This window comes from Duganella sp. AC917, assembly GCF_979258245.1.
Window position 1 is genome coordinate 6,033,446 of sequence record NZ_OZ409848.1, and the last position, 19,466, is coordinate 6,052,911.

The following is a 19,466-nucleotide window of genomic DNA, read 5'->3' on the forward strand; positions in this document are numbered from 1 at the left end:
TTTTTCGTTTTCAATGCTGAGGAATGTCATGCAAGCGCTGCACATCCGCCTGGCGGCCTTCGACGCCTGGTTCGCCCGCCGCACAGCCTGGCTCAATCATCCGCGCGCCGGTCGCCTCGTCGTGGCGCTCGTTCCCGTGCTGTTCGGTCTGATGTCGGTCTGGCTCGGCCAGGACGACGGCTGGGACATGCGCAACTATCATTTGTATAACGCGCATGCGTTGATGACCGGGCGCATCGGTGTCGATCTGGCGCCTGCCGGGTTCCAGAGCTATTTCAATCCGACCATCGACCTGCCGTATTATTTTCTGAACCGCTGGTTGGCGCCGCCGCTGGTCGGTTTCGTGCTTGGCGCGCTGCACGGGCTGAACTTCGTGCTGTTGGCGGGCATCGCGCGCGCGCTGGTTGGCAAGCACCAGCGCCTGGTGTTGCTGCTCGCCGGCGCCTGCATGTTCGCGCCGGGATTCTTGAGCGAACTCGGCAACACGATGGGCGACAACCTGACGGCGCTATTCGTGCTCGGTTCGCTGTACATGGTGCTGCGCCACTGGGATGGGCTGCCGCAATGGCGCGCCGCGACGGCGCTGGGAATGGCCGGCGCGGGCGTGGTCATGGGCATGAGCGCCGGACTCAAGCTGACCAACGCGACCTATGCCGTGGCGCTGTGCGTGGCCTTGCTGACGGTGCCGCTGCCGTGGTGGCAGCGCTTGCGGCTGGCGCTGGTGGTCGGCGTGGGCGTGCTCGTCGGCATGGCGGCCACGGCCGGCTGGTGGTTCGTCAAGATGTGGAACACCTTTGGCAATCCGCTGTTCCCGCAATTTAACAACATCTTCCACAGCCCGCTGGCGACCGAGAGCGGCGTCATCGATTTCTATTTCCGGCCGGTCGGCTGGATCGAAAATTTGCTGTGGCCGTTCATCTTCGCCTTCAACCCGCGCCGCGTCTCCGAGGTGTCGATGAAGCTGGCGCTATGGCCATTGCTGTACCTGTTGCTGGCCGCGTTCGCCGTGGCCTGGTTGCTGCGCCGCGCCGGGGCGGGCGCCAACGCCGGCCGTCACGCCGGCCAGCCGCGCACCGCGCCGCTGTCGCTCGATCCGCGTGGGGCCTTCACGCTGGTGTTTTTTGCCGTCGCCTACGTGGTCTGGATGCGCATGTTCAGCATCTACCGCTATCTGGTGCCGCTCGAACTGCTGGCGCCGCTGATGATCTGGATCGTCTGGCGCTACCTGGCTCCTTCGCGGCAGCGGCTGGCGGGCCTGGCGCTGGCGTTGCTGGTGATTGGCGTTTTTCCGATTGCTAACTGGGGACACCAGGCGTGGGGCGAGCGCGCGTTCAGCGCCGAGGTGCCGCCGTTCGCGACACCGGCGCAAAGCATCGTCTTCCTCGCCCAGCCCAATCCGCCGTCGGCATGGATGTCGATCTTTCTGCCGCACGAGGTCAAGGTCATTTCGGTCGGAACCGGCTTCCCCCAATCGCCGGCCTGGCAGGCGCTGCGCGAAAAGGCGATTGCCGAACGTGCAGGCCCGCACTATGTGCTGTTCGCCGCCAGCAGGAACGATCGCGACGGCTCGCGCCTGCGCAAGCTGGCCGTCGCGCAAGCGTTGGGCATGACCGACAGCCCGTCCGGATGCCGCAAGCTGGCCTGGCTGCTCAAACGCACGGTCGAGGTGCGCAACCTGCCGGACGGCGGTTGCACCTTCGACCTGCCGGCCAAGTACCGCCTCGACCTGGCCGCGCTCGATCGCGCGACCGTCGAAACGATCGCGCAAAATCTGGCGCAGTACGGGCTCGAGCTTGATGCCGGCAGTTGCGCGACCCACCAGGCGGCCGTCGGCAAGGAGCCTTATCCTTACCGCATGTGCGGCGTAACGGTGCTGCCGAAATAAGCGGGCCGAACAAAGGCGCGAAAAAAAGCGCGCAAAAAAGGTCGTGCGGGCGACGGCGGCTTGTGTTTAACCCTAAAATAGCAGGAAGCTAATATTGTAGGAGCCGGCATGTCCTTTCTGATCGTTCTCGCCGCACTGGTGTTCCTGATGTTGGCCGCCTATCGCGGCTACAGCGTCATCCTGTTCGCACCGGTGGCCGCGCTTGGCGCCGTGCTGCTGACCGATCCGGGCGCGGTGGCGCCGGTGTTCAGCGGCATCTTCATGGACAAGATGGTCGGCTTCATCAAACTGTATTTCCCGGTGTTCCTGCTGGGCGCGGTGTTCGGCAAGCTGATCGAGATGTCCGGCTTCTCGGAGTCGATCGTCGTCGCGGCGATCCGCTACATCGGGCGTACGCGCGCCAACGCCGTCATCGTGCTGGTGTGCTCGCTGCTGACATACGGCGGCGTGTCGCTGTTCGTGGTGGTATTTGCGGTGTATCCGTTCGCCGCCGAGCTCTATCGTCAGAGCGACATCCCCAAGCGGCTGATGCCGGGCGCCATCGCGCTGGGCGCGTTCTCGTTCACGATGGACACCTTGCCGGGTACGCCGCAAATCCAGAACATCATCCCGACCACGTTCTTCAAGACCACGGGCTGGGCCGCGCCATGGCTGGGCACGATAGGCGGCATCGCCACGCTGGCGGCCGGCCTGGCCTTCCTGGAATGGCGCCGCCGCGCGGTGATGGCCACCGGCGAAGGCTACGGCGTCGAGGATAAGGCCAAGCCGGCGTCCGCCGATGCGGGACAGACGTCCGCGCGCGGGTTGCCGCATCCGCTGCTGTCGGTGGCGCCGCTGGTGCTGGTGGGCGTGGTCAATTTCGCGCTGACCAAAATGATACCGGTCTGGTACGGCGAGAGCTACGCGCTAACCGCCGACGCCTTGCCCGGCCTGCACGCGCCGATCACCACGCCGATCAAAGCGCTGATCGGCATCTGGGCGGTCGAGGGCGCGCTGCTGCTGGGTATCATCTTTGTGGTCGTGACGGCTTTTGGACGGGTGCGCGCCGCCTTCGCCGAAGGCACCAAGGCGGCCGTCGGCGGCGCGCTGCTGGCGGCGATGAACACGGCGTCGGAGTACGGCTTTGGCGGCGTCATCGCGGCGCTGCCGGGTTTCGTTGCCGTCAGCAACGCGCTCAAGAGCGTGCCGGATCCGTTGGTCAACGCGGCGGTGTCGGTGACCACGCTGGCCGGCATCACCGGCTCCGCCTCGGGCGGCATGAGCATCGCGCTGGCGGCGATGTCGGACCAGTTCATCCGGGCGGCCGAGGCGGCGCAGATTCCGCTGGAGGTCATGCACCGCGTGGTGGCGATGGCCAGCGGCGGCATGGACACCTTGCCGCACAACGGCGCCGTCATCACCTTGCTGGCGGTGACCGGCCTGACGCACAAGCAATCCTACCGCGAGATTTTCGGCATCACCATCATCAAGACGGTGGCGGTGTTTTTTGTGATCGCGGTTTACTACGTGACCGGGCTGGTTTAAGGGGCACATCCGGCGCCAACGCCGGCGGATACTGCTTCTGACAGTTGGTGCAATAGAAACTGCGGCGCTTGGTCTTGCCCAGATGGCCTTTGTGGAACGGCAGGTCGCAGCGCGGGCACACGCGTTTGGTGTGCGCCAGCCAGTGCTGCTTGAGCACGAAGGCTTTCTTCCATTCCAAAAATTCGAAGCTGTACACGCGCGCCTGCGCCACCAGCTCGCGCAGCTTGGCCGCCGGCAGCGCGCCCACCGTCGACAGCGGATGGACGCGGATGCGGAACAGCACTTCGTTCTTGATGATGTTGCCGACGCCGGCAAAAATATCCTGGTCGAGCAGGGCGTCGCACACCAGCGTGTCCGGCGCCGCGCGCAGTTTTTTGAGCGCCGCCGGCGCCGACCATTGATCCGACATGACGTCGCCGCGCCAGTCGTAGTTGCTGTCGAGGTCGCCTTCCAGCGTCTTGACCGAGCAGGTGTAGAAGTTCAGCTCGTCCCCATCGTCAAATAGCAGGCTCAGGCGCGCTGTCGCGTCCTTGCGCTCGTTGATCCGGTAACTGCCGAACATCAGCAGGTGGATGCGCAGCGCCAGGTGGGGCAGCTGGATCAGGAAGTGCTTGCCCCAGCTGCGCAGGTCCAGCACCTGCTGGCCGCGCAGCGCGTCCATGTCGACGCCCTTGGTGTTGCCGCTCGCCTGCACGATGGTTTTGCCGATGAAGCCGGCCGTCTGCTCGCGCATGATGACGATCGATGGTCCTTCAGGCATGGAATGCTCCCGTTCGCAATGAAGGATCAGTGTGCCCGGGCGCTCGGCAGCGCACCGTTCGCCAGCCCACCGAGCGCCGTTCGATTGCTGGACTTGTGGTTTCATGGCAGTATTGCCGATCTGTTTCCCATGCAGGTTTATCTTGAAAGGTTTATCTTGAAACATTCGCTGCTCATCACTTCCCTGCTTGCCGCCGGCCTGGCGCAAGCGGCCACCGGTCCCGAATTCAGCCCGCAGAAATTGTCGCAGGACGTCAAGGTGCTGGCGTCCGACGAATTCGAAGGACGCGGCCCGAACACCGCCGGCGAAACCAAGACCGTCAACTATCTGGTCGAGCAGTTCAAGGCGGCCGGCATGCAGCCGGGCGGCGATCCGGTCAAAGGCAAAAAAGGCGAGCGCAGCTGGACGCAGGACGTGCCGCTGGGCCGTTTCGAGATCAAGGGCCCGGTCAAGCTGTCGGTCAAGGACGCCAAGGGCAGCCAGGAGCTCAAGCAGGGCGACGACCTGGCGGTGCGCGCGTCGATGAGCGGCCTCAAGCTGGTCGATTTCAAGAACGCGCCGCTGGTGTTCGTCGGCTACGGCGTGACCGCGCCGGAGCGCAAGTGGGACGACTTCAAGGGCGTCGACCTGAAGGGCAAACTGGCGGTGGTGCTGATCAACGATCCCGATTTCGAGACCGGCCAGGGCGAGTTCGGCGGCAAGGCGATGACCTACTACGGCCGCTGGACCTACAAGTACGAGGAAATGGCCAAGCGCGGCGCGCTGGGCACCATCATCGTGCACGAGACCGCGCCGGCCTCGTACGGCTGGCCGACGGTGAAGAATTCCAACACCAATGTGATGTACGACATCGTGCGCAAGAAGCCGGCCGAGGCGCACGCGCCGATGGAGGCATGGATACAGCACGATCTGGCGGTCGATCTGTTCAAGCGCGGCGGCCAGGATTTCGCGGCGCTCAAGAAGCTGGCGCAGACGCGCGACTTCAAGCCGGTGCAGCTCAAGGACGTGACCCTGTCGGCCAACTACGCAGTCGACGCGCAGGTGATCACGTCGAAAAACGTGGCCGCGCGCATCGTCGGCGCCAGCAAGCCCGACGAGACGGTGATCTACAGCGGCCACTGGGACCACCTCGGCGTCGGCCTGGCGGACGCCAAGGGCGACAAGATCTACAACGGCGCGGTCGACAACGGCACCGGCCTGGCTGCGCTGCTGGAACTGGCGCGCGCCTACGGCAAGGCGCCGGCACCGGCCCGCAGCGTGCTGTTCCTGGCTGTCACGGCCGAGGAGAAAGGCTTGCTGGGCTCGGAATACTACGCGCAGAATCCGCTGTATCCGCTGGCGCAGACGGTCGGCGTGATCAATATGGACGCGTTGAGCCCGCAGGGCGTGTCGCGCAACTTCACGATTTCCGGCAGCGCCAAGGTCGAGCTGCTCGACCAGCTGGTCGCCAAGGCCAAGGAATGGAACCTGGTCTACTCGGCCGATCCGAAACCGGAGGCCGGCTACTTCTTCCGTTCCGACCACTTCCCGTTCGCCAAGCGCGGCGTGCCGGCTATTTCCTACGGTTCCGGCAACGATTTCGTCGACGGCGGACTGCGCGCCGGCAAACAGGCCGAGGAGAGCTACACCACCAACAACTACCACCAGCCGTCGGACGAATGGAGTGCGGCCTGGTCGTTCAAGGGCATGGCGCACGACCTGGGCATGTTGTACTCGCTGGGCCGCGATCTGGCCGAGTCGAAGGCTTGGCCGAACTGGGCGCCGGACGCCGAGTTCCGCGCGGCGCGCGATGCGACGGCGGCCAAGCGTAAATAGTTTTATATTTAACTAAAATGCAATAAAATGGTTGCGCGCCGGCTATCATGCCGGCGCGTTTTTGCAGGGACGCACATTACAAGGCTCATTCCCATCACGAGGAGATACCGCATGACCATGTCCACACGCCGTACCACGATCGCGGCGTCCGTCGCGATGTCGATTGCCTTGCTTGCCGCTAGCGCCGTGCAATCCGCGACCGCCGCCGAAGCGGCGAAGCCCGCAGCGGCTAGTAAGAGCACACCGGCCAAATCCGACATCGCCATTCCCGATATTCCGTACACCAAGTTCGTGCTGAAGAATGGCCTGACCCTGCTGGTCCACGAGGACCACAAAACGCCGGTGGTGGCCGTCAACACCTGGTACCACGTCGGCTCCAAGAACGAAAAACCCGGCAAGACCGGCTTCGCCCACCTGTTCGAACACCTGATGTTCAGCGGCAGCGACAATTTCAACAAGACCTACATCAATTCCATGCAGCAGATCGGCGCGACCGACCTGAACGGCACCACCAATCCCGACCGCACCAATTACTTCCAGAACGTGCCGACCTCGATGCTGGACTTCGCGCTGTTCGCCGAGAGCGACCGCATGGGCCATCTGCTCGGCGTGCTCGACAAGAAAAAACTGGACCTGCAGCGCGGTGTCGTGCAGAACGAAAAGCGCCAGGGCGAAAATCAGCCTTACGGCGTCACGCGCCAATTGCTGACTGAGAACACCTGGCCGGCCGGCCATCCCTACTCGTGGACGACGATCGGTTCGATGGCGGACCTCGACGCGGCGTCGATGATCGACGTGCAAGACTGGTTCAAGGCCAATTACGGTCCGAACAACGTGGTGCTGGTGCTGGCCGGCGACATCACGCCCGAACAGGCGCGCGAGAAGGTTGAGAAATATTACGGCGACATTCCGGCCGGCCCGCCGCTGGCCAAGCACAAGGAATGGATCGCCAAGCGCACCGGCACCCATCGCGGCACGGTCGAGGACCGGGTGCCGCAGGGCCGGATCTATCGCGTATGGAATGTGCCGGGCGCACACACCGCGACCGAACCGCTGCTCGACCTGGCCGCGCAAGTGCTGGGCGGCGGCAAGACATCGCGCTTCTACAAGCGGCTGGTGTACAAGGACCAGTTGGCGAGCGACGCCAGCGCCGGCAACAACAGCTCGGAAATCGCCGGCCAGTTTTATGCCGTGTTGACCGCGCGCCCGGGCGCCGATGCCGCCAAAATGGAAGCGATCGCCGACGAGGAATTGCGCGCGCTGATGAAGTCCGGCCCGACCGCCAGCGAACTGGAGATCGCCAAGACGGCGATTTTGGCCTCGTACACCCGCATTGTCGAGCGCGTGGGCGGATTCGGCGGCAAGAGCGATTTGCTGGCCAGCTGCACCACCTACACCGGCAATCCGGACTGCTACAAGGTGTATCTGGCGGCGGTCAAGGCGGCCACGCCGGCGCAGGTCAAGCAGGCGATGAACGCCTGGCTGTCCGACGGCGACTATGTGCTGGAAGTCAAGCCGTTCGCCACCAATTTTGCCACCACGGCCGCGCTGGACCGCAGCAAACCGCCGGCGCTGGGCAAGGCCGAATCGCTGAACCTGCCGCCGATGCAGAAGGCCACGTTGTCGAACGGCCTGAAGGTGGTGCTGGCCGAACGGCATGCGGCGCCGGTGGTCAACCTGTCGATGATGGTCGATGCCGGTTACGCCTCCGATTCGCAGCAATTGCCGGGACTGGCAAGCCTGACGACCAACATGCTCGACGAGGGCACGGCCACGCGCAGCGCCGCCAAAATCAGCGAGGAATTCGAATCGCTGGGCGCAAACTTCTCCGTCAGCACCAATCTCGACGGCGCCTTCGTGCAGCTCAACGCGCTCAAGGCGACGATGCCGAAGGCGCTGGACGTGTACGCCGACGTGCTGCTGCGTCCGGCCTTTGCGCAAAATGAGCTGGACCGTTTGAAAAAGGACCAGCTGGCCGCGATCCAGCGTGAAAAAGCCAATCCATCGACGATGGCCTTGCGCGTGATTCCAGCGCTGGTGTATGGCAAGGGCCACGCCTATTCGCTGCCGCTGACCGGCAGCGGCACGGAGGCGGCCGTCGCCCGCATCGGCCGCGACGACCTGGTCAATTACCACCAGGCCTGGTTCAAGCCCAACAACGCGACCTTGCTGGTGGTGGGCGACACCACGCTGGCCGAGATCACGCCGCTGCTGGAAAAAGCCTTTGGCGGCTGGAAGGCCGGCGAGACGCCGAAGAAAAACATTGCCCAGGTGGCGCCGTTCGACAAGCCGGTGGTCTATTTGATGGACAAGCCGGGCGCGTTGCAGAGCGTGATCTACGGCGTGCAGCTGGCGCCGCCGCGCAACTCGCCGGACGCGGTGCAGCTTGGTGTGGTCAACAACATCTTCGGCGGCAACTTCGGCTCGCGCATCAATATGAACCTGCGCGAGGACAAGCATTGGTCGTACGGCGTGCGTTCCAGCCTGTCGCCGGCGGTGGGCCAGCGTTTGTACCTGAGCACGTCGCCGGTGCAAAGCGACAAGACCAAGGAGGCGCTGCAGGAACTGGTGCGTGAATACGGCGACATCGCCGGCGCCAAGCCGATCACCGCCGGCGAGCTGGGCGAGGCCAAGAGCAACGAAACGCTGGCGCTGCCGGGCTCGTTTGAAACGGCCGGCCAGCTGGCCGGCGCCTACGGCACCATCCTGCAGTACAAGCTGCCGGAGAACTACTACAACACCTTCACCGAGACGGTGCTGGCGATGACGCCGGAGCAAGCCAACGCGCTGGCCGCGCGCACCATCGCGCCGGGCAAGCTGGTGTGGGTAGTGGTGGGCGACATGAGCAAGGTCGAGAGCGGTGTGCGCGAGCTCAAGCTGGGCGAAGTGCGCAAGATCGACGCCGACGGCAATCCGCTGTAATTGCGCGCCGACAAGGCCGCAAAAAATCCCCGCCGGCTGTGACGCCGTCGGGGATTTTTTTTGGCCGCACACCGGGCTGCGGTAGGAAAATCAGCCTGCGGCCGCTGTTGCCTGTTCCGGTTGATGCGACACCTCGAGGATGCTTACCCGCACCTGTTGCCCGTCGGGACGCGGCCAGTCGATGGTGTCGCCGACGGACAAGCCCAGCAGCGCGGTGCCGACCGGCGTCAGGATCGAAATCGCGTCGGCGGTGGTGGCCAGGTCTCTCGGATAGACCAAGGTCAGGCGCAATTCCTCGCGCGGGGTGTCGATCTGGAAACGTACGGTCGAGTTCATGGTGACAACGCCGGCCGGCATGTCCTCCGGCGCTACGATCTCGGCGCGGCCGAGCTCCTCCAGCAGGCCCTCGTGGGCGGCGGCCTGGGCGGGCGGCAGGGCGTCGAGCAGGATCTCGAGCCGTTCGGCGTCGAGCGATGAGACGATGATTTTCGGTTGCATGATGATGGCTCCAGGTAAGTGGTTGCAGATAAGCGAGGCACGGCGGACGTGGCACAGCCGCGTGCGGGGGCGATCGCGTGTCAGGTTGTCGCTATGGGGTGGCTCGGCAGTGCGAAGAAGACCGGGAAGTCTCGCGAGGCGCTTACCGAGCCCGGGAAAGGCCGGCGGAGTCTCGCACCGTTGGGGCGGCCGCAGGCGATGCTCCCTCGTTCAGGGACGAACAATGATTCCTCGCGGAAGTGCGGAACATGTTCATGATGGAATCGATATCGAGGGTGCCTGGAACCAGTATATACCAAGCTCCGGCAGGGCGCGGGCCGCTACGTGCGCGTGTCAAACCGCCGTGCTGGCGGCGCCCGATTGCCACGCGCGCAACTTGCGAATAGCCTCTTCCTTGGACTTGGCTTCGATCTCGATATAGGGCGCGTGCACATAGCAGGCCGGCATCACGTCGATCAGATCGGCATGCTGCCGATCGTTGAAGCCGTCGCGGCCGCTGGAAATATGCACCAGCTGCTACGCCGGATCGGACCAGGTCGCGCGCGCCTTTGCCTGCATCTCGGCCACGCTGGGGTCGTCGTCCGGCGGCAGCTCCAGCAGGCGCTTGCGGGTGACCGTGCGGTATCGCACATCTTTCGACTGGGTGATGCAGACCAGTCCGAGTTGTGGATGCATGGTGTTGCTCCTTGGCGAGGCTGTCGTCGTGTCACCAGTGTAGCAATGAGAGGCCGACAGCCGCGCCATGTTGCTTACTCCATGGCCTCCTTCAATCCCGGCGCGAACTCGGCGCCGTGCTTGACCTGCGCGGTCGACGGCTTGAGCGCTTTGCCGATCGGTTCGGCGCGGCCGCTCAGGCACTTGGCCAAAAAGTTTTCGGTCACCGCGTTGAAGGCGATGTTGTTGACCGGCCGCGCGAAGCCGTGGCCCTCATCCGGGAACACGACGTAGGTGACCGGAATGTTCTTGGCCGCCATTGCCGCGACGATCTGGTCCGACTCGGCGATGTTGACGCGCGGATCGTTGGCGCCCTGGCCGATCAGCAACGGCCGCTGGATGTCGCCGGCGAAGTTGAGCGGCGAGCGCTCCTTCAGCAGCGCCTTGCCGGCGTCGGTGGTCGGGTCGCCCATGCGCTTGTAGAACTGCTGCTTGCCCGCTTCCCAGTACGGCGGGATCGTCTGCAGCAAGGTGAACAGGTTGGACGGGCCGACGATGTCGACGCCGCAGGCGAACGTGGTGGGCGTGAACGCCAGCCCGGCCAAGGTCGCGTAGCCGCCGTAGGAGCCGCCCATGATGGCGACCTTGTCGGCGGTGGTGACGCCGCGCTTGACCGCCCAGTCGACCGCGTCGATCAGGTCGTCGTGCATTTTGCGGCCCCATTGCAGGTCGCCGGCCGAGATGAAGTTTTTGCCGAAGCCGGTCGAGCCGCGGTAGTTGACCGACAGCACCGCGTAACCACGGTTGGCCAGCCATTGGTGGTAGCCGTTGTAGCCGTAGCCGTCGCGCGCCCACGGGCCGCCATGCACCAGCAGCACCATCGGCGCCGGCTTGCCTGGCTTGCCCGCGGCGTCGGCGTTGGCCGATTTCGGCAGGGTCAGGTAGGACACCAGCGTCAGGCCGTCGCGCGACTTGATCTCCTGCGGATACATTTGCGCCAGCGGCGCGCCTTCCAGTTCCGGACGGGTCACGTACAACTTGGTCAGGCGTTTGCCCTTGCGCTCGTACAGCCAGGTGGCAGGCGGCGCCGAGACGGAATCGACCGTCACCAGCCATTTGTCGTCTGCCTCGGTGCGCGTGCCCACCGTGAACTGGCCGTTGAGGTTTTTCTTCAGGAAGTCGAGGTCGGCCTTGAGGGCTGGGGTCAGCGCGACATATTCCTGCTTCAGGTAGTCGACGCTGTAGGCCTGCACCGCGCCGGTTTTGGGATCGTACAGCGCGTTGGAGATATCGGCCCGCGCATCCTGCGCCAGCACCGTGGTCTTGCCGGTGGCGACGTCTTGCGCCACCAGCGCCGAGGTGTTGCGGCCGCGGGAATCGGTCCAGTACAGCGTCTTGCCGTCGGCGGTGAACGTGAGCGGCGCCGTGGTCTGCGAGTCGTCCAGGCCGACGTCGGCCAGCGGTTCGCCATCGGGCTTGCCGTCCTTCAAGCGGAAATAGGTGGTGCCGCCGTCGGGACGGGCTTTTTCGGCCACGCGCAGGTTGAGCTGCTCGTCGGCGATGAAGCCGGCGTAGCCGTCGTTTTGCAGCAGCAGGGTCAGCTTGCCGGTGGCCGGTTCCAGGACGTAGACGTCGTGCCAGCGCGCATCGCGGTTGTTCAGGCCGATCAGCACGCGGTCCTTGACCTTGTTGCTGTAGGCGATAGGCCGCACGCGGGTCTTCTCAAACGGCGTCAGGCTGGTTTGCTTGCCGCTGGCGATGTCGACGCCGTACAGCAGGAAATTCTCGTCGCCGCCCTTGTCCTGAACGAACATCAACTGTTTGGAATCGGGCGCCCAGATGACCGTACGGATGGGGCGGGTTTTTTCTTCGGTGAGCGGGCGGGCCTTGGACGGGTCTGCTGCCGGCGCGACCCATACGTTGAGCACGCCGTCGCGCGGCGCGATCCATGACAGCCACTTGCCGTCCGGGCTGAGGCGCCCGCCGGTTTTGCTGGGATTGCCGAAGATTCTGGTGCGCTCGATCAGCGGCACGTCCGGCGCGGCGGCGTCCGATGGGGCGTTGGACTGGGCATGGACCGGCAGCATGGTGGCGAGTACGGCGGCGGACAGCAGGTAGCGCTTCATATGGACCTCATCGTTGTGGAAAGAATGAAAAAATCACAAGTCGATGATAGGCCAATATGAAGTTGCCAGGTTGACCATGCGACAGAACGCACAATCCGGGGTGTGGACGGGGTTTTACAGGCGTGGATCTTACGTGTCGTGTTCGCCGTTACGACACGATCCCTTGCTCGATGCGGCACAGCGTATCGAACACAAGCTCGTACCCGGCCGGGGTGTCCAGTAGCGAAAGAGGCGTCACCCCACCCAAGGATCTGATTTCCTGAGTGAGCCAGCATTTGACCGATTGCTCATCCTCAAAGACGGCTAGCGCGCGCAGCCATACTTTTTCAGCGCGCCACTTCATCGTGTTTTTGGATAGCTTGTCCATATTAAAAGTCGGCCTAACTATGGTTTAGCCGAAAAGTTTGCCCCGCAGTAGACTTAGACCTTGCTCCAGCAATTCGTTCGGCGGAACCTGGCCGCCGGGCGTGAGCTTGTCGATAATTTGTGGCAGCAACTGGGCCAGGCCGGTGGCAGCGTGTTCGGGATCGACGCCGGCGTGCTGGGCGATCTGGCCGACCTTGTCGGCGCCCAGCGCGTCGGCGATCTGGTTGCCGGATACGGGGGCGTTCTCGCCGGTGCCGATCCACGACGCGACCTGGTCCGCGATGCCGCTCGATTGCAGCTGCTGCAGGATGCCTTGCAGGCCGCCGGCGTTGTTAATCAAGCCCATCACACCGCCGAGCAGATCGCTTTGGGAGACGGAGTCCTGCCTCTGGGCGCCCAGCGAACCGATGACTTGCCCTGCCAGTTGATCGAGTAATCCCATCATGTGCTCCTTGAGGTGGTGGTTGGAAACGCGGAACCCCGCATAAGTGTTATGACCATTAGAGCACAAGTTTCTTCAAGCGGCTTACCGAGTCGGGCCAGGTTCGATTTCGAGGGAAGTCCCGTAAGTGTTAAGGACCTTCATTACCTCGGGATCTCTTGCGTGCTTTTTCTTCGCTGCTCGCAAATAGGCATCGATTCCCTCACATTGACCGAAGTCCTGGCAGTCGCTTTTCCATTGCGCGAGATAGCGCACGTCGGCTGGTAGCACATGCGCTTGCTCGTCTGTCCGGCGATCCCGGCAGGCATTGGACCATCGCTCAACTTTCATAGCGCTGATTTGTTCGCCTTGTGTCTGCACACGCAGGCATGCCTCTCCCTTGACGTACTGTAGAGTACAAAAGGGCCGTCCGACACTGCAGTAATCGACTTCCAGGTATCCATTCTGGACAAGCAACCTATCAAGTGCCATGTATTCGCCAGAAGACGCATGGGAACCCGGATCTGGCCTCCAACCCGCTGCGTGGAGCCGTTTCCGTGCATCGACGAATTTTTCGTCAACCTGTGGCATAGCTGGATCAGCTTGCGCGAGCGAGGCGAAGCCGATCAGAATCGTCAGTGTGATTGCGATTTTAATCACTTGGTCGTTCCTCCGGCAGCTTTATATGCCACCTCGAAGCGATCGAATTCGGCATAGGGTTGGTTGTAGCGGCCGGGCTTTCCTCTTCCCTCGGGCAGCGCAGCCCATTGTTTCGATGCTTGAGAGAGTCCAGCCTCGATGTCTCCGTCTTTAATCTGATCAATGACGCCACGCCCCTGAAGCATTGATACTGCGATGAGGTCTTGCGTCTCCGGCGTAAAGTCCGTCAGCCCCATGCGACGTTCACCGTGATCTTGCCACGTGATTTTGTTGATTTGATACATGCCTGAGGCCGCGGTCACGCCACCGCTCCCCGGACCTGGGTGCGTCGAGTAGTCGGTAAAGCGCCAAGGGTCTTTTTTCTTTCCCTTCACCGCGCCGTATTTGAAGTCATACCCGCCGCCTTCCGCATCGGCAACGGCCTTGAGAAACGCCTGGATGTTGGGATTCTTCAGATGTTCCCTCATCTCGGCCAATCGCTGTTCCTTGTTTCGCTTGATACGCACCACCTTTGATTCTGCATCTTCGCGTGGAGTCGTGTTTCTGGTCGCACGATGATGAAGGGGGCGGCCGGAAGGAGAAGTGATGGTTGTCGTCATTTAGCCCTCACAAATAGATGTCAACGGTTTCTGCTTCCATGGTGGTCGTAAGCAGATGAGTCCTTCCTTCCGCGTCCGTAACGCCGAACTCCAACTGGCCGTTTGCCCGCCGTATCGCATACTCGGTGTTCGGCATAGGCACACCGGTATCCTCATCACACAACAGAAATCTCTCGTCGAACAATCTTTCATCACTACTCCGCGTCAGGGGGGGCTTGTTGGGAGGATGTCGACGTTTCCTCGTTGCCGGGACCACTGAGCTGTTGGCATCGGAGAGACTGCTTCGGCACCAGACGCGGCGGAGTGGGGCATCCGCAGAGGCAGAGGTCATCTTCCAACGCCACTTTTTTGCCGTTCCAAAGCTCGGGAATACGTGGCTCCATGCAACGTATTTTCCCTTGGGATTTGCAGGCAGGGCAGAAAATCAAATCGTTTTCGAGAGCAATCGGGGAACCGTTGATGCTGCCATGACTAGATGCCGAAATGACCTTGCCGCCCGCCGTGGTGGTTGCCCCTAGCGTAATTGTGTAGCGCTTCATACTTTCTCCCCACACGCACAGTGCATGGCCAATAGGAATTATTTGGCTGACCGTAACAACGTAGTTTGCGCATTCGCAGAAAACATCTAGTTAGCAGGCCTGTGTTGCAGTTTGCGTCAACGTTGCGAATTGACGTGGCCGAGGCGGCACTCGTGCATGTTCAACGCTAGATGCGTCACGCCGACGTGCAGGGACATGTTGGTCTGCTTGCGTGGCGATGTTCCGGAAAGTGCTGTTAGAATTTGCAATCGTCATCCGACCCAACTTGCAGGAGCACCCTAATCCTACCTTTATTAGTCAGAACGGCGGTTCGCCTGCCCAAGCTAACGGCCGCTGTCGCATTATTGGTGCTGGCAGCACTGGCCGGCACCATGGCCTATACCGGTTTCCTTGTCGTCGGCGTATTGGCCGATCAACTTGGCACGGGCCGGTTCGTCGCAGGCCTGCTGCTTGCCGTTCTGTTTGCGAGATTCCCCTGGATCAGGAAAGGTAAGCCGCGCATCGTTGGTCTGCTGCCTAAGCCGGTCCGTCGCCCGCTCATCGTGAGTATTCTGGCACTGTGCTTGTTGCACTTTGTGTGGCAGGGCGACTACGTGGCCGCGCTGTCCATCGGCGTCACGACGGTGTTTCTTCTGACCTTGCCCTGGTTGCGGCGCGCGATATTCGATCGCTTGTTCGGGTCCGTCTTCAAATTCACGGGCCGCAACCCTGCCAAGTCCACCGATGACACGGTGATCGATGACGAATTCACGGAAAAGAAAGAGTAAGGGACGGGCTCGCTGCTAGCCAATGACCAGCAGCGGTCCGTCACTGGTTTAATTGTCGCGGGTGAATACCCAGGTTCCGGTGCCGCCGGCGCCGTCGGACCAGGTGCCGCTGATCTTAGTCAGGGATTCGGCTTGGCCCGTGAACTTCGGTGTGTTTGCGCCGCCAGCCGGCAGAGCGAAGGCGACTTGGCCGCTGTTACTGATCGTCCCTTCCGGGAAGAATGTGGCTACGGTGGCGGTGCCTTCCGCGCAGCGGGCGTCGATCACTCCGGCGGTAAAGATGTAGGCGAAGCAAGTGCCGCTCAGCTTGCCTGAATAGCTTCCTTTCCAGCCTTGACCGGCGAAACGCTCGGTGACCGGAACTTGGCGTCCCGATCTGGCATGCGACAGACCGACTAGTTCACGCGTGACCACGTCGCGATCGTAGCGGGTGCCGGTGGCCGGGTCGGCCAATTCCTCGGCGATGCGTTTCAGTTCGACGCCGGTCTCCTGATCAAGCCAACTTGTGACCTTGGTGGTGAGCTTCTCCCTCACACTCGGCGTTCCAAAGGGATCTGGTGACGTCGTCTCGTCGATGACGGTGGCGACCAGTTTGTACGCGGTAAAGGTGCCGGCGGCGACGGTGACGCTTTCGATCGCCACAACCGTGCCCTTGCTGGCGAGTTTGCTGGTGCTTACGCCGCCTGCCGAGCCGCAATCACGTGTAAACGACGTGCTGTTGTCCCACGTCGCATTCAGTGCCAGTTGCGCTGGCGGACCGTACGTCCCCGCAGCGTAGGTGGCTTTGCAGAACAAGAACCTTCCCGCTTGATAGCTCCCTTTAAGCGTGGCGCTGCCGTCGAACCAACCGGTGTATTGGTCGCCGTACAGCGTCTTGACGGTTGCGCTCGTACCTGACACCGCAGTGGTCAATTCCGTTTCGTATTGGGGATCGTAGGGATATTGGGACGTGACGTTCGTGATGGTGTAGCCGCCCAGTTTGTAGGTAGCGGAGTCGCCAACGCTTGGACTGGTTTTATCGACCGCGGCCACGGGACTGCCACCGCCCGCGCTACTATTGGCGCCCCCGCCACCCCCGCCGCCACAGGCCGCCAGCAGGCAAGATAAAAGGATGGTCGATGTGTTGCGGATCATAAGGTTCCCTGGAAGTGGCGCCGTGCTGTGCGGCATTGTTGATTATATTTTTGATATCTATGGGCGCGAAAAAAATCCGCTATCGAAGCGGATTTCTTTAATCTTGGTGGCCCGGGGCGGAATCGAACCACCGACACAAGGATTTTCAATCCTCTGCTCTACCAACTGAGCTACCAGGCCAAGGAGCAGAATTATAGCAGGCCGAAGCGAAATTGCAAGGAACAATTTCTCGCGCACACAAACGCTATAATGGGTGGATGAATAATCCATCGTCCCCGCCGCGCGTTATCGAGAGTGACATTTGCATTGTTGGCAATGGCGCGATTGCCAAGACCACCGCGCTGGGCCTGGCCCAGTCCGGCCTGAGCGTGGCTTTGCTATGCCCGCCGTCGTCTTCCGCGCCGGCCGCCGCCGATGCCGGCTGGGATGCGCGGGTCTACGCCCTCAATCACACCGCCCGCGATCTGCTGTCGTCGCTGAAGGTGTGGGACGCGCTCGACGCCGCCCGCGTGGCGCCGGTCGACGCCATGATCGTCCAGGGCGATGGCGCCCGCGCCGGCGACCTGTCGTTCGACGCCTACGGCGCCCACGCCGGCACCCTGGCGTGGATACTGGAAGACCGCAATCTCGGCCAGGCGCTCGACGCCGCCCTCAAATTTTCCCGCAATGTGACCCTGGTCCATGGCCGCGCGACGGAGCTGCTGCGTGGCGACGACCACGCCACCGTACAACTGGACGACGGCGCCAGCGTCAAGGCGCAGCTGGTGGTGGGCGCCGACGGCGCCGATTCCTGGGTGCGCGGCCAGTGCGACATCGGCCTCGATTACCGCAGCTACGCCCAGCGCGCCGTGGTGACCAACTTCGCTTGCGAAAAGCCGCACCATGGCGCCGCCTACCAGTGGTTCACCGGCGCCGAGGGCATCGTGGCGCTGCTGCCGCTGCCGGGGAACCAGGTGTCGCTGGTGTGGTCGGCGCCGGACCTGCTGGCCGACCGGCTGCGCGAGGAATCGGCCGCGCAGATCGCCGAGCGCCTGGCCGTCTACGCCGCCGAAAAACTGGGCGCCCTGACGCCGCTGCAACCGGAGCTGGTGCGCGATTTCCCACTGCGCCTGCTGCGTCCCCACGCGATGACGTCGCCGCGCGTGGCGTTGGTCGGCGACGCCGCCCACGTGGTCCATCCGATGGCCGGCCACGGCATGAACCTCGGCTTCGCCGACGTGGCGCAGCTGATGAAAACCCTGGACGAGCGCGAACCGCAGCGCGGCGTCGGCGACGACCGCGTGCTGGCCCGCTACGAGCGCGCGCGCAAGGAAGACGTGCTGCTGATGCAGCTGACCACCGATGGCCTGGCGCGTCTGTTCGGGGCCGACCTCGAACCCCTGCGCGTGGTCCGCAATTTGGGATTAAACTTGTTGGATAAATTACCTGTGCTGAAGCGCCGCCTGATCTCTCACGCCATGGGCAAGTGAGTGAAAAACGCGGCGGCATGGTCTGTCAGTAGTCACCGGAGATGTCATGAAGAAAAGTAAGTTCGTTTTGCTGTTGTTGTCTGTGATGATGGCGTCTTGCGGTCAGGCCCAGAACGCGCCGACCGAGGAAGAGATCAAGAAGCTGGTCGAGCCGCGCCTGGGCGAAGGCGTGAAGGTCGATTCGGTCAAGGCCACGCCGTACGCCGGCCTATATGAAATCCGCATGGGCAATGAGATCCTCTACACCGATAAAACCGGCACCTATGTCTTCAACGGCCATATCTTCAACCTGACCACGGGCACCGATCTGACGCGCGAGCGTATCGACGACATCAGCAAGATCAAGTTCTCCGATCTGCCGCTGGACAAAGCCCTGAAATCCGTCAAGGGCGACGGCTCGCGCGTGATCGCGGTGTTCGAAGACCCCAACTGCGGCTACTGCAAGCAGTTCCGCAAAACCACGCTCAAGGACATCGACAACGTCACCGTGTACACCTTCATGTACAACATCCTGCGCGAGGATTCGTTCACCAAATCGGCCGGGGTATGGTGCGCGACGGACCGCAACAAGGCCTGGGACGACTGGATGTTGAACGGTAAGATGCCGGCAACCGCAGCCGAATCGTGCGCCAATCCTAACCAGGAGGTGCTGGCGCTGGGCCGCAAGCTGGGCGTGTCCGGCACGCCGTCGATCTTCTTCGCCGACGGCTCGCGCATTCCGGGCGCGGTCGACACCAAGGCGCTCGAGGCGAAGTTCGCCAAGCTCAAACAGTAAGCCTTACCGTTCTATCAGGGGACCCACGCGGTCCCCTCACTATACCTATAAGCACCATAAGCGGTTTCCCTCCAGGAGAATTGAATGATCACCTTGAATATCAACGGCAAGGACGTGCAGGTCGACGCCGATCCATCGACGCCGATTTTGTGGACTCTGCGCGATAACCTGAACATGACCGGCACCAAATTCGGTTGCGGCGCGGCGCTGTGCGGCGCCTGCACCGTGCACCTGGCCGGTGAACCGATCCGCTCCTGCGTGACGCCGATTTCGGCGGCCGTCGGCCAGAAGATCACCACCATCGAGGCGATGGAAAACGACAAGATCGGCAAGGCCGTGCAGGACGCCTGGGTCAAGCTCGACGTGCCGCAATGCGGCTACTGTCAGAGTGGCCAGATCATGAGCGCCACCGCGCTGCTGCGCACGAACAAAAAGCCGTCGGACGCGGACATCGACAACGCCATGAGCGGCAATATCTGCCGATGCGGCACCTATCAACGCATACGCGCCGCCATTAAAGACGCCGCCAGCACCATCGCTTAAAGGAGCACC

Annotated in this window: 19 protein-coding genes and 1 tRNA gene; 8 read left to right on the forward strand and 12 right to left on the reverse strand. The window is 62.7% G+C overall.

Features of this window, described 5'->3' with window-relative positions:
* Window positions 1–28: 28 nt before the first annotated feature.
* Window positions 29–1,885: a hypothetical protein gene (locus tag ACZ0BA_RS26340; protein ID WP_463454080.1), complete on the forward strand. Its 1,857-nt coding sequence runs from the start codon at window positions 29–31 to the stop codon at window positions 1,883–1,885.
* Window positions 1,886–1,993: 108 nt separating this feature from the next.
* Window positions 1,994–3,409 carry a GntP family permease gene (locus tag ACZ0BA_RS26345; RefSeq protein ID WP_463454081.1) on the forward strand — a complete coding sequence of 472 codons (1,416 nt, stop codon included), beginning with the start codon at window positions 1,994–1,996 and terminating at the stop codon, window positions 3,407–3,409.
* On the opposite strand, the gene ACZ0BA_RS26350 is transcribed toward ACZ0BA_RS26345, so the two are convergent.
* On the reverse strand, window positions 3,351–4,169 hold the full coding sequence (locus ACZ0BA_RS26350; protein ID WP_463454083.1) for a DNA-formamidopyrimidine glycosylase family protein: 819 nt from the start codon (window positions 4,167–4,169) through the stop codon (window positions 3,351–3,353). The genes ACZ0BA_RS26345 and ACZ0BA_RS26350 overlap by 59 nt on opposite strands.
* Before the next feature lie 129 nt (window positions 4,170–4,298).
* Here ACZ0BA_RS26350 and ACZ0BA_RS26355 point away from each other — a divergent pair, with 129 nt between their 5' ends.
* Window positions 4,299–5,984 carry a M28 family metallopeptidase gene (locus ACZ0BA_RS26355; protein ID WP_463454084.1) on the forward strand — a complete coding sequence of 562 codons (1,686 nt, stop codon included), beginning with the start codon at window positions 4,299–4,301 and terminating at the stop codon, window positions 5,982–5,984.
* 111 nt (window positions 5,985–6,095) lie between these two features.
* Window positions 6,096–8,906 carry a M16 family metallopeptidase gene (locus tag ACZ0BA_RS26360; RefSeq protein WP_463454085.1) on the forward strand — a complete coding sequence of 937 codons (2,811 nt, stop codon included), beginning with the start codon at window positions 6,096–6,098 and terminating at the stop codon, window positions 8,904–8,906.
* Window positions 8,907–8,996: 90 nt separating this feature from the next.
* Here ACZ0BA_RS26360 and rnk read toward each other — a convergent pair whose 3' ends face one another.
* From rnk to ACZ0BA_RS26405, 9 genes are all read right to left on the reverse strand, one after another.
* Entirely contained in the window at window positions 8,997–9,404 is a 408-nt protein-coding gene (gene rnk, locus ACZ0BA_RS26365; RefSeq protein WP_463454086.1) for a nucleoside diphosphate kinase regulator, read from the reverse strand.
* A gap of 333 nt (window positions 9,405–9,737) precedes the next feature.
* Window positions 9,738–9,914 (reverse strand): hypothetical protein, encoded by a 177-nt coding sequence (locus ACZ0BA_RS26370; RefSeq protein WP_463454088.1) that lies wholly within the window; start codon window positions 9,912–9,914, stop codon window positions 9,738–9,740.
* A 6-nt stretch (window positions 9,915–9,920) separates the two neighbouring features.
* Window positions 9,921–10,079: a hypothetical protein gene (locus tag ACZ0BA_RS26375; RefSeq protein ID WP_463454089.1), complete on the reverse strand. Its 159-nt coding sequence runs from the start codon at window positions 10,077–10,079 to the stop codon at window positions 9,921–9,923.
* 74 nt (window positions 10,080–10,153) lie between these two features.
* A complete protein-coding gene (locus ACZ0BA_RS26380) occupies window positions 10,154–12,184 on the reverse strand; it encodes a S9 family peptidase (protein ID WP_463454090.1) in 2,031 nt (676 codons plus the stop codon).
* 148 nt (window positions 12,185–12,332) lie between these two features.
* On the reverse strand, window positions 12,333–12,551 hold the full coding sequence (locus ACZ0BA_RS26385) for an antitoxin Xre/MbcA/ParS toxin-binding domain-containing protein (protein ID WP_463454091.1): 219 nt from the start codon (window positions 12,549–12,551) through the stop codon (window positions 12,333–12,335).
* A 24-nt stretch (window positions 12,552–12,575) separates the two neighbouring features.
* Window positions 12,576–12,995: a YidB family protein gene (locus tag ACZ0BA_RS26390; RefSeq protein WP_463454092.1), complete on the reverse strand. Its 420-nt coding sequence runs from the start codon at window positions 12,993–12,995 to the stop codon at window positions 12,576–12,578.
* Between the two features lie 81 nt (window positions 12,996–13,076).
* Window positions 13,077–13,631, reverse strand: coding sequence for a hypothetical protein (locus ACZ0BA_RS26395; RefSeq protein WP_463454093.1), 555 nt, complete (start codon window positions 13,629–13,631; stop codon window positions 13,077–13,079).
* Window positions 13,628–14,230, reverse strand: coding sequence for a lysozyme family protein (locus ACZ0BA_RS26400; RefSeq protein WP_463454094.1), 603 nt, complete (start codon window positions 14,228–14,230; stop codon window positions 13,628–13,630). The genes ACZ0BA_RS26395 and ACZ0BA_RS26400 overlap by 4 nt, the downstream gene beginning before the upstream one ends.
* Window positions 14,231–14,424: 194 nt before the next feature.
* On the reverse strand, window positions 14,425–14,769 hold the full coding sequence (locus ACZ0BA_RS26405; protein ID WP_463454095.1) for a PAAR domain-containing protein: 345 nt from the start codon (window positions 14,767–14,769) through the stop codon (window positions 14,425–14,427).
* Between the two features lie 347 nt (window positions 14,770–15,116).
* Between ACZ0BA_RS26405 and ACZ0BA_RS26410 the strand changes: the two genes are divergently transcribed.
* Window positions 15,117–15,536: a hypothetical protein gene (locus tag ACZ0BA_RS26410; protein ID WP_463454096.1), complete on the forward strand. Its 420-nt coding sequence runs from the start codon at window positions 15,117–15,119 to the stop codon at window positions 15,534–15,536.
* A gap of 48 nt (window positions 15,537–15,584) precedes the next feature.
* Here ACZ0BA_RS26410 and ACZ0BA_RS26415 read toward each other — a convergent pair whose 3' ends face one another.
* Window positions 15,585–16,670, reverse strand: a complete 1,086-nt coding sequence (locus ACZ0BA_RS26415; protein WP_463454097.1) for a hypothetical protein — start codon at window positions 16,668–16,670, stop codon at window positions 15,585–15,587.
* A 104-nt stretch (window positions 16,671–16,774) separates the two neighbouring features.
* Window positions 16,775–16,850: transfer RNA gene (locus ACZ0BA_RS26420), tRNA-Phe, on the reverse strand.
* A gap of 77 nt (window positions 16,851–16,927) precedes the next feature.
* On the opposite strand from ACZ0BA_RS26420, the gene ACZ0BA_RS26425 reads away from it, so the two are divergent.
* From ACZ0BA_RS26425 to ACZ0BA_RS26435, 3 genes are all read left to right on the forward strand, one after another.
* Window positions 16,928–18,139 carry an FAD-dependent monooxygenase gene (locus tag ACZ0BA_RS26425; protein ID WP_463454098.1) on the forward strand — a complete coding sequence of 404 codons (1,212 nt, stop codon included), beginning with the start codon at window positions 16,928–16,930 and terminating at the stop codon, window positions 18,137–18,139.
* 46 nt (window positions 18,140–18,185) lie between these two features.
* The gene (locus ACZ0BA_RS26430; RefSeq protein WP_463454099.1) at window positions 18,186–18,914 is read left to right on the forward strand and encodes a DsbC family protein; all 729 of its coding nucleotides are present in this window, start codon (window positions 18,186–18,188) and stop codon (window positions 18,912–18,914) included.
* Between the two features lie 84 nt (window positions 18,915–18,998).
* On the forward strand, window positions 18,999–19,457 hold the full coding sequence (locus tag ACZ0BA_RS26435; RefSeq protein ID WP_090326937.1) for a (2Fe-2S)-binding protein: 459 nt from the start codon (window positions 18,999–19,001) through the stop codon (window positions 19,455–19,457).
* The last annotated feature ends 9 nt before the right edge of the window (window positions 19,458–19,466 follow it).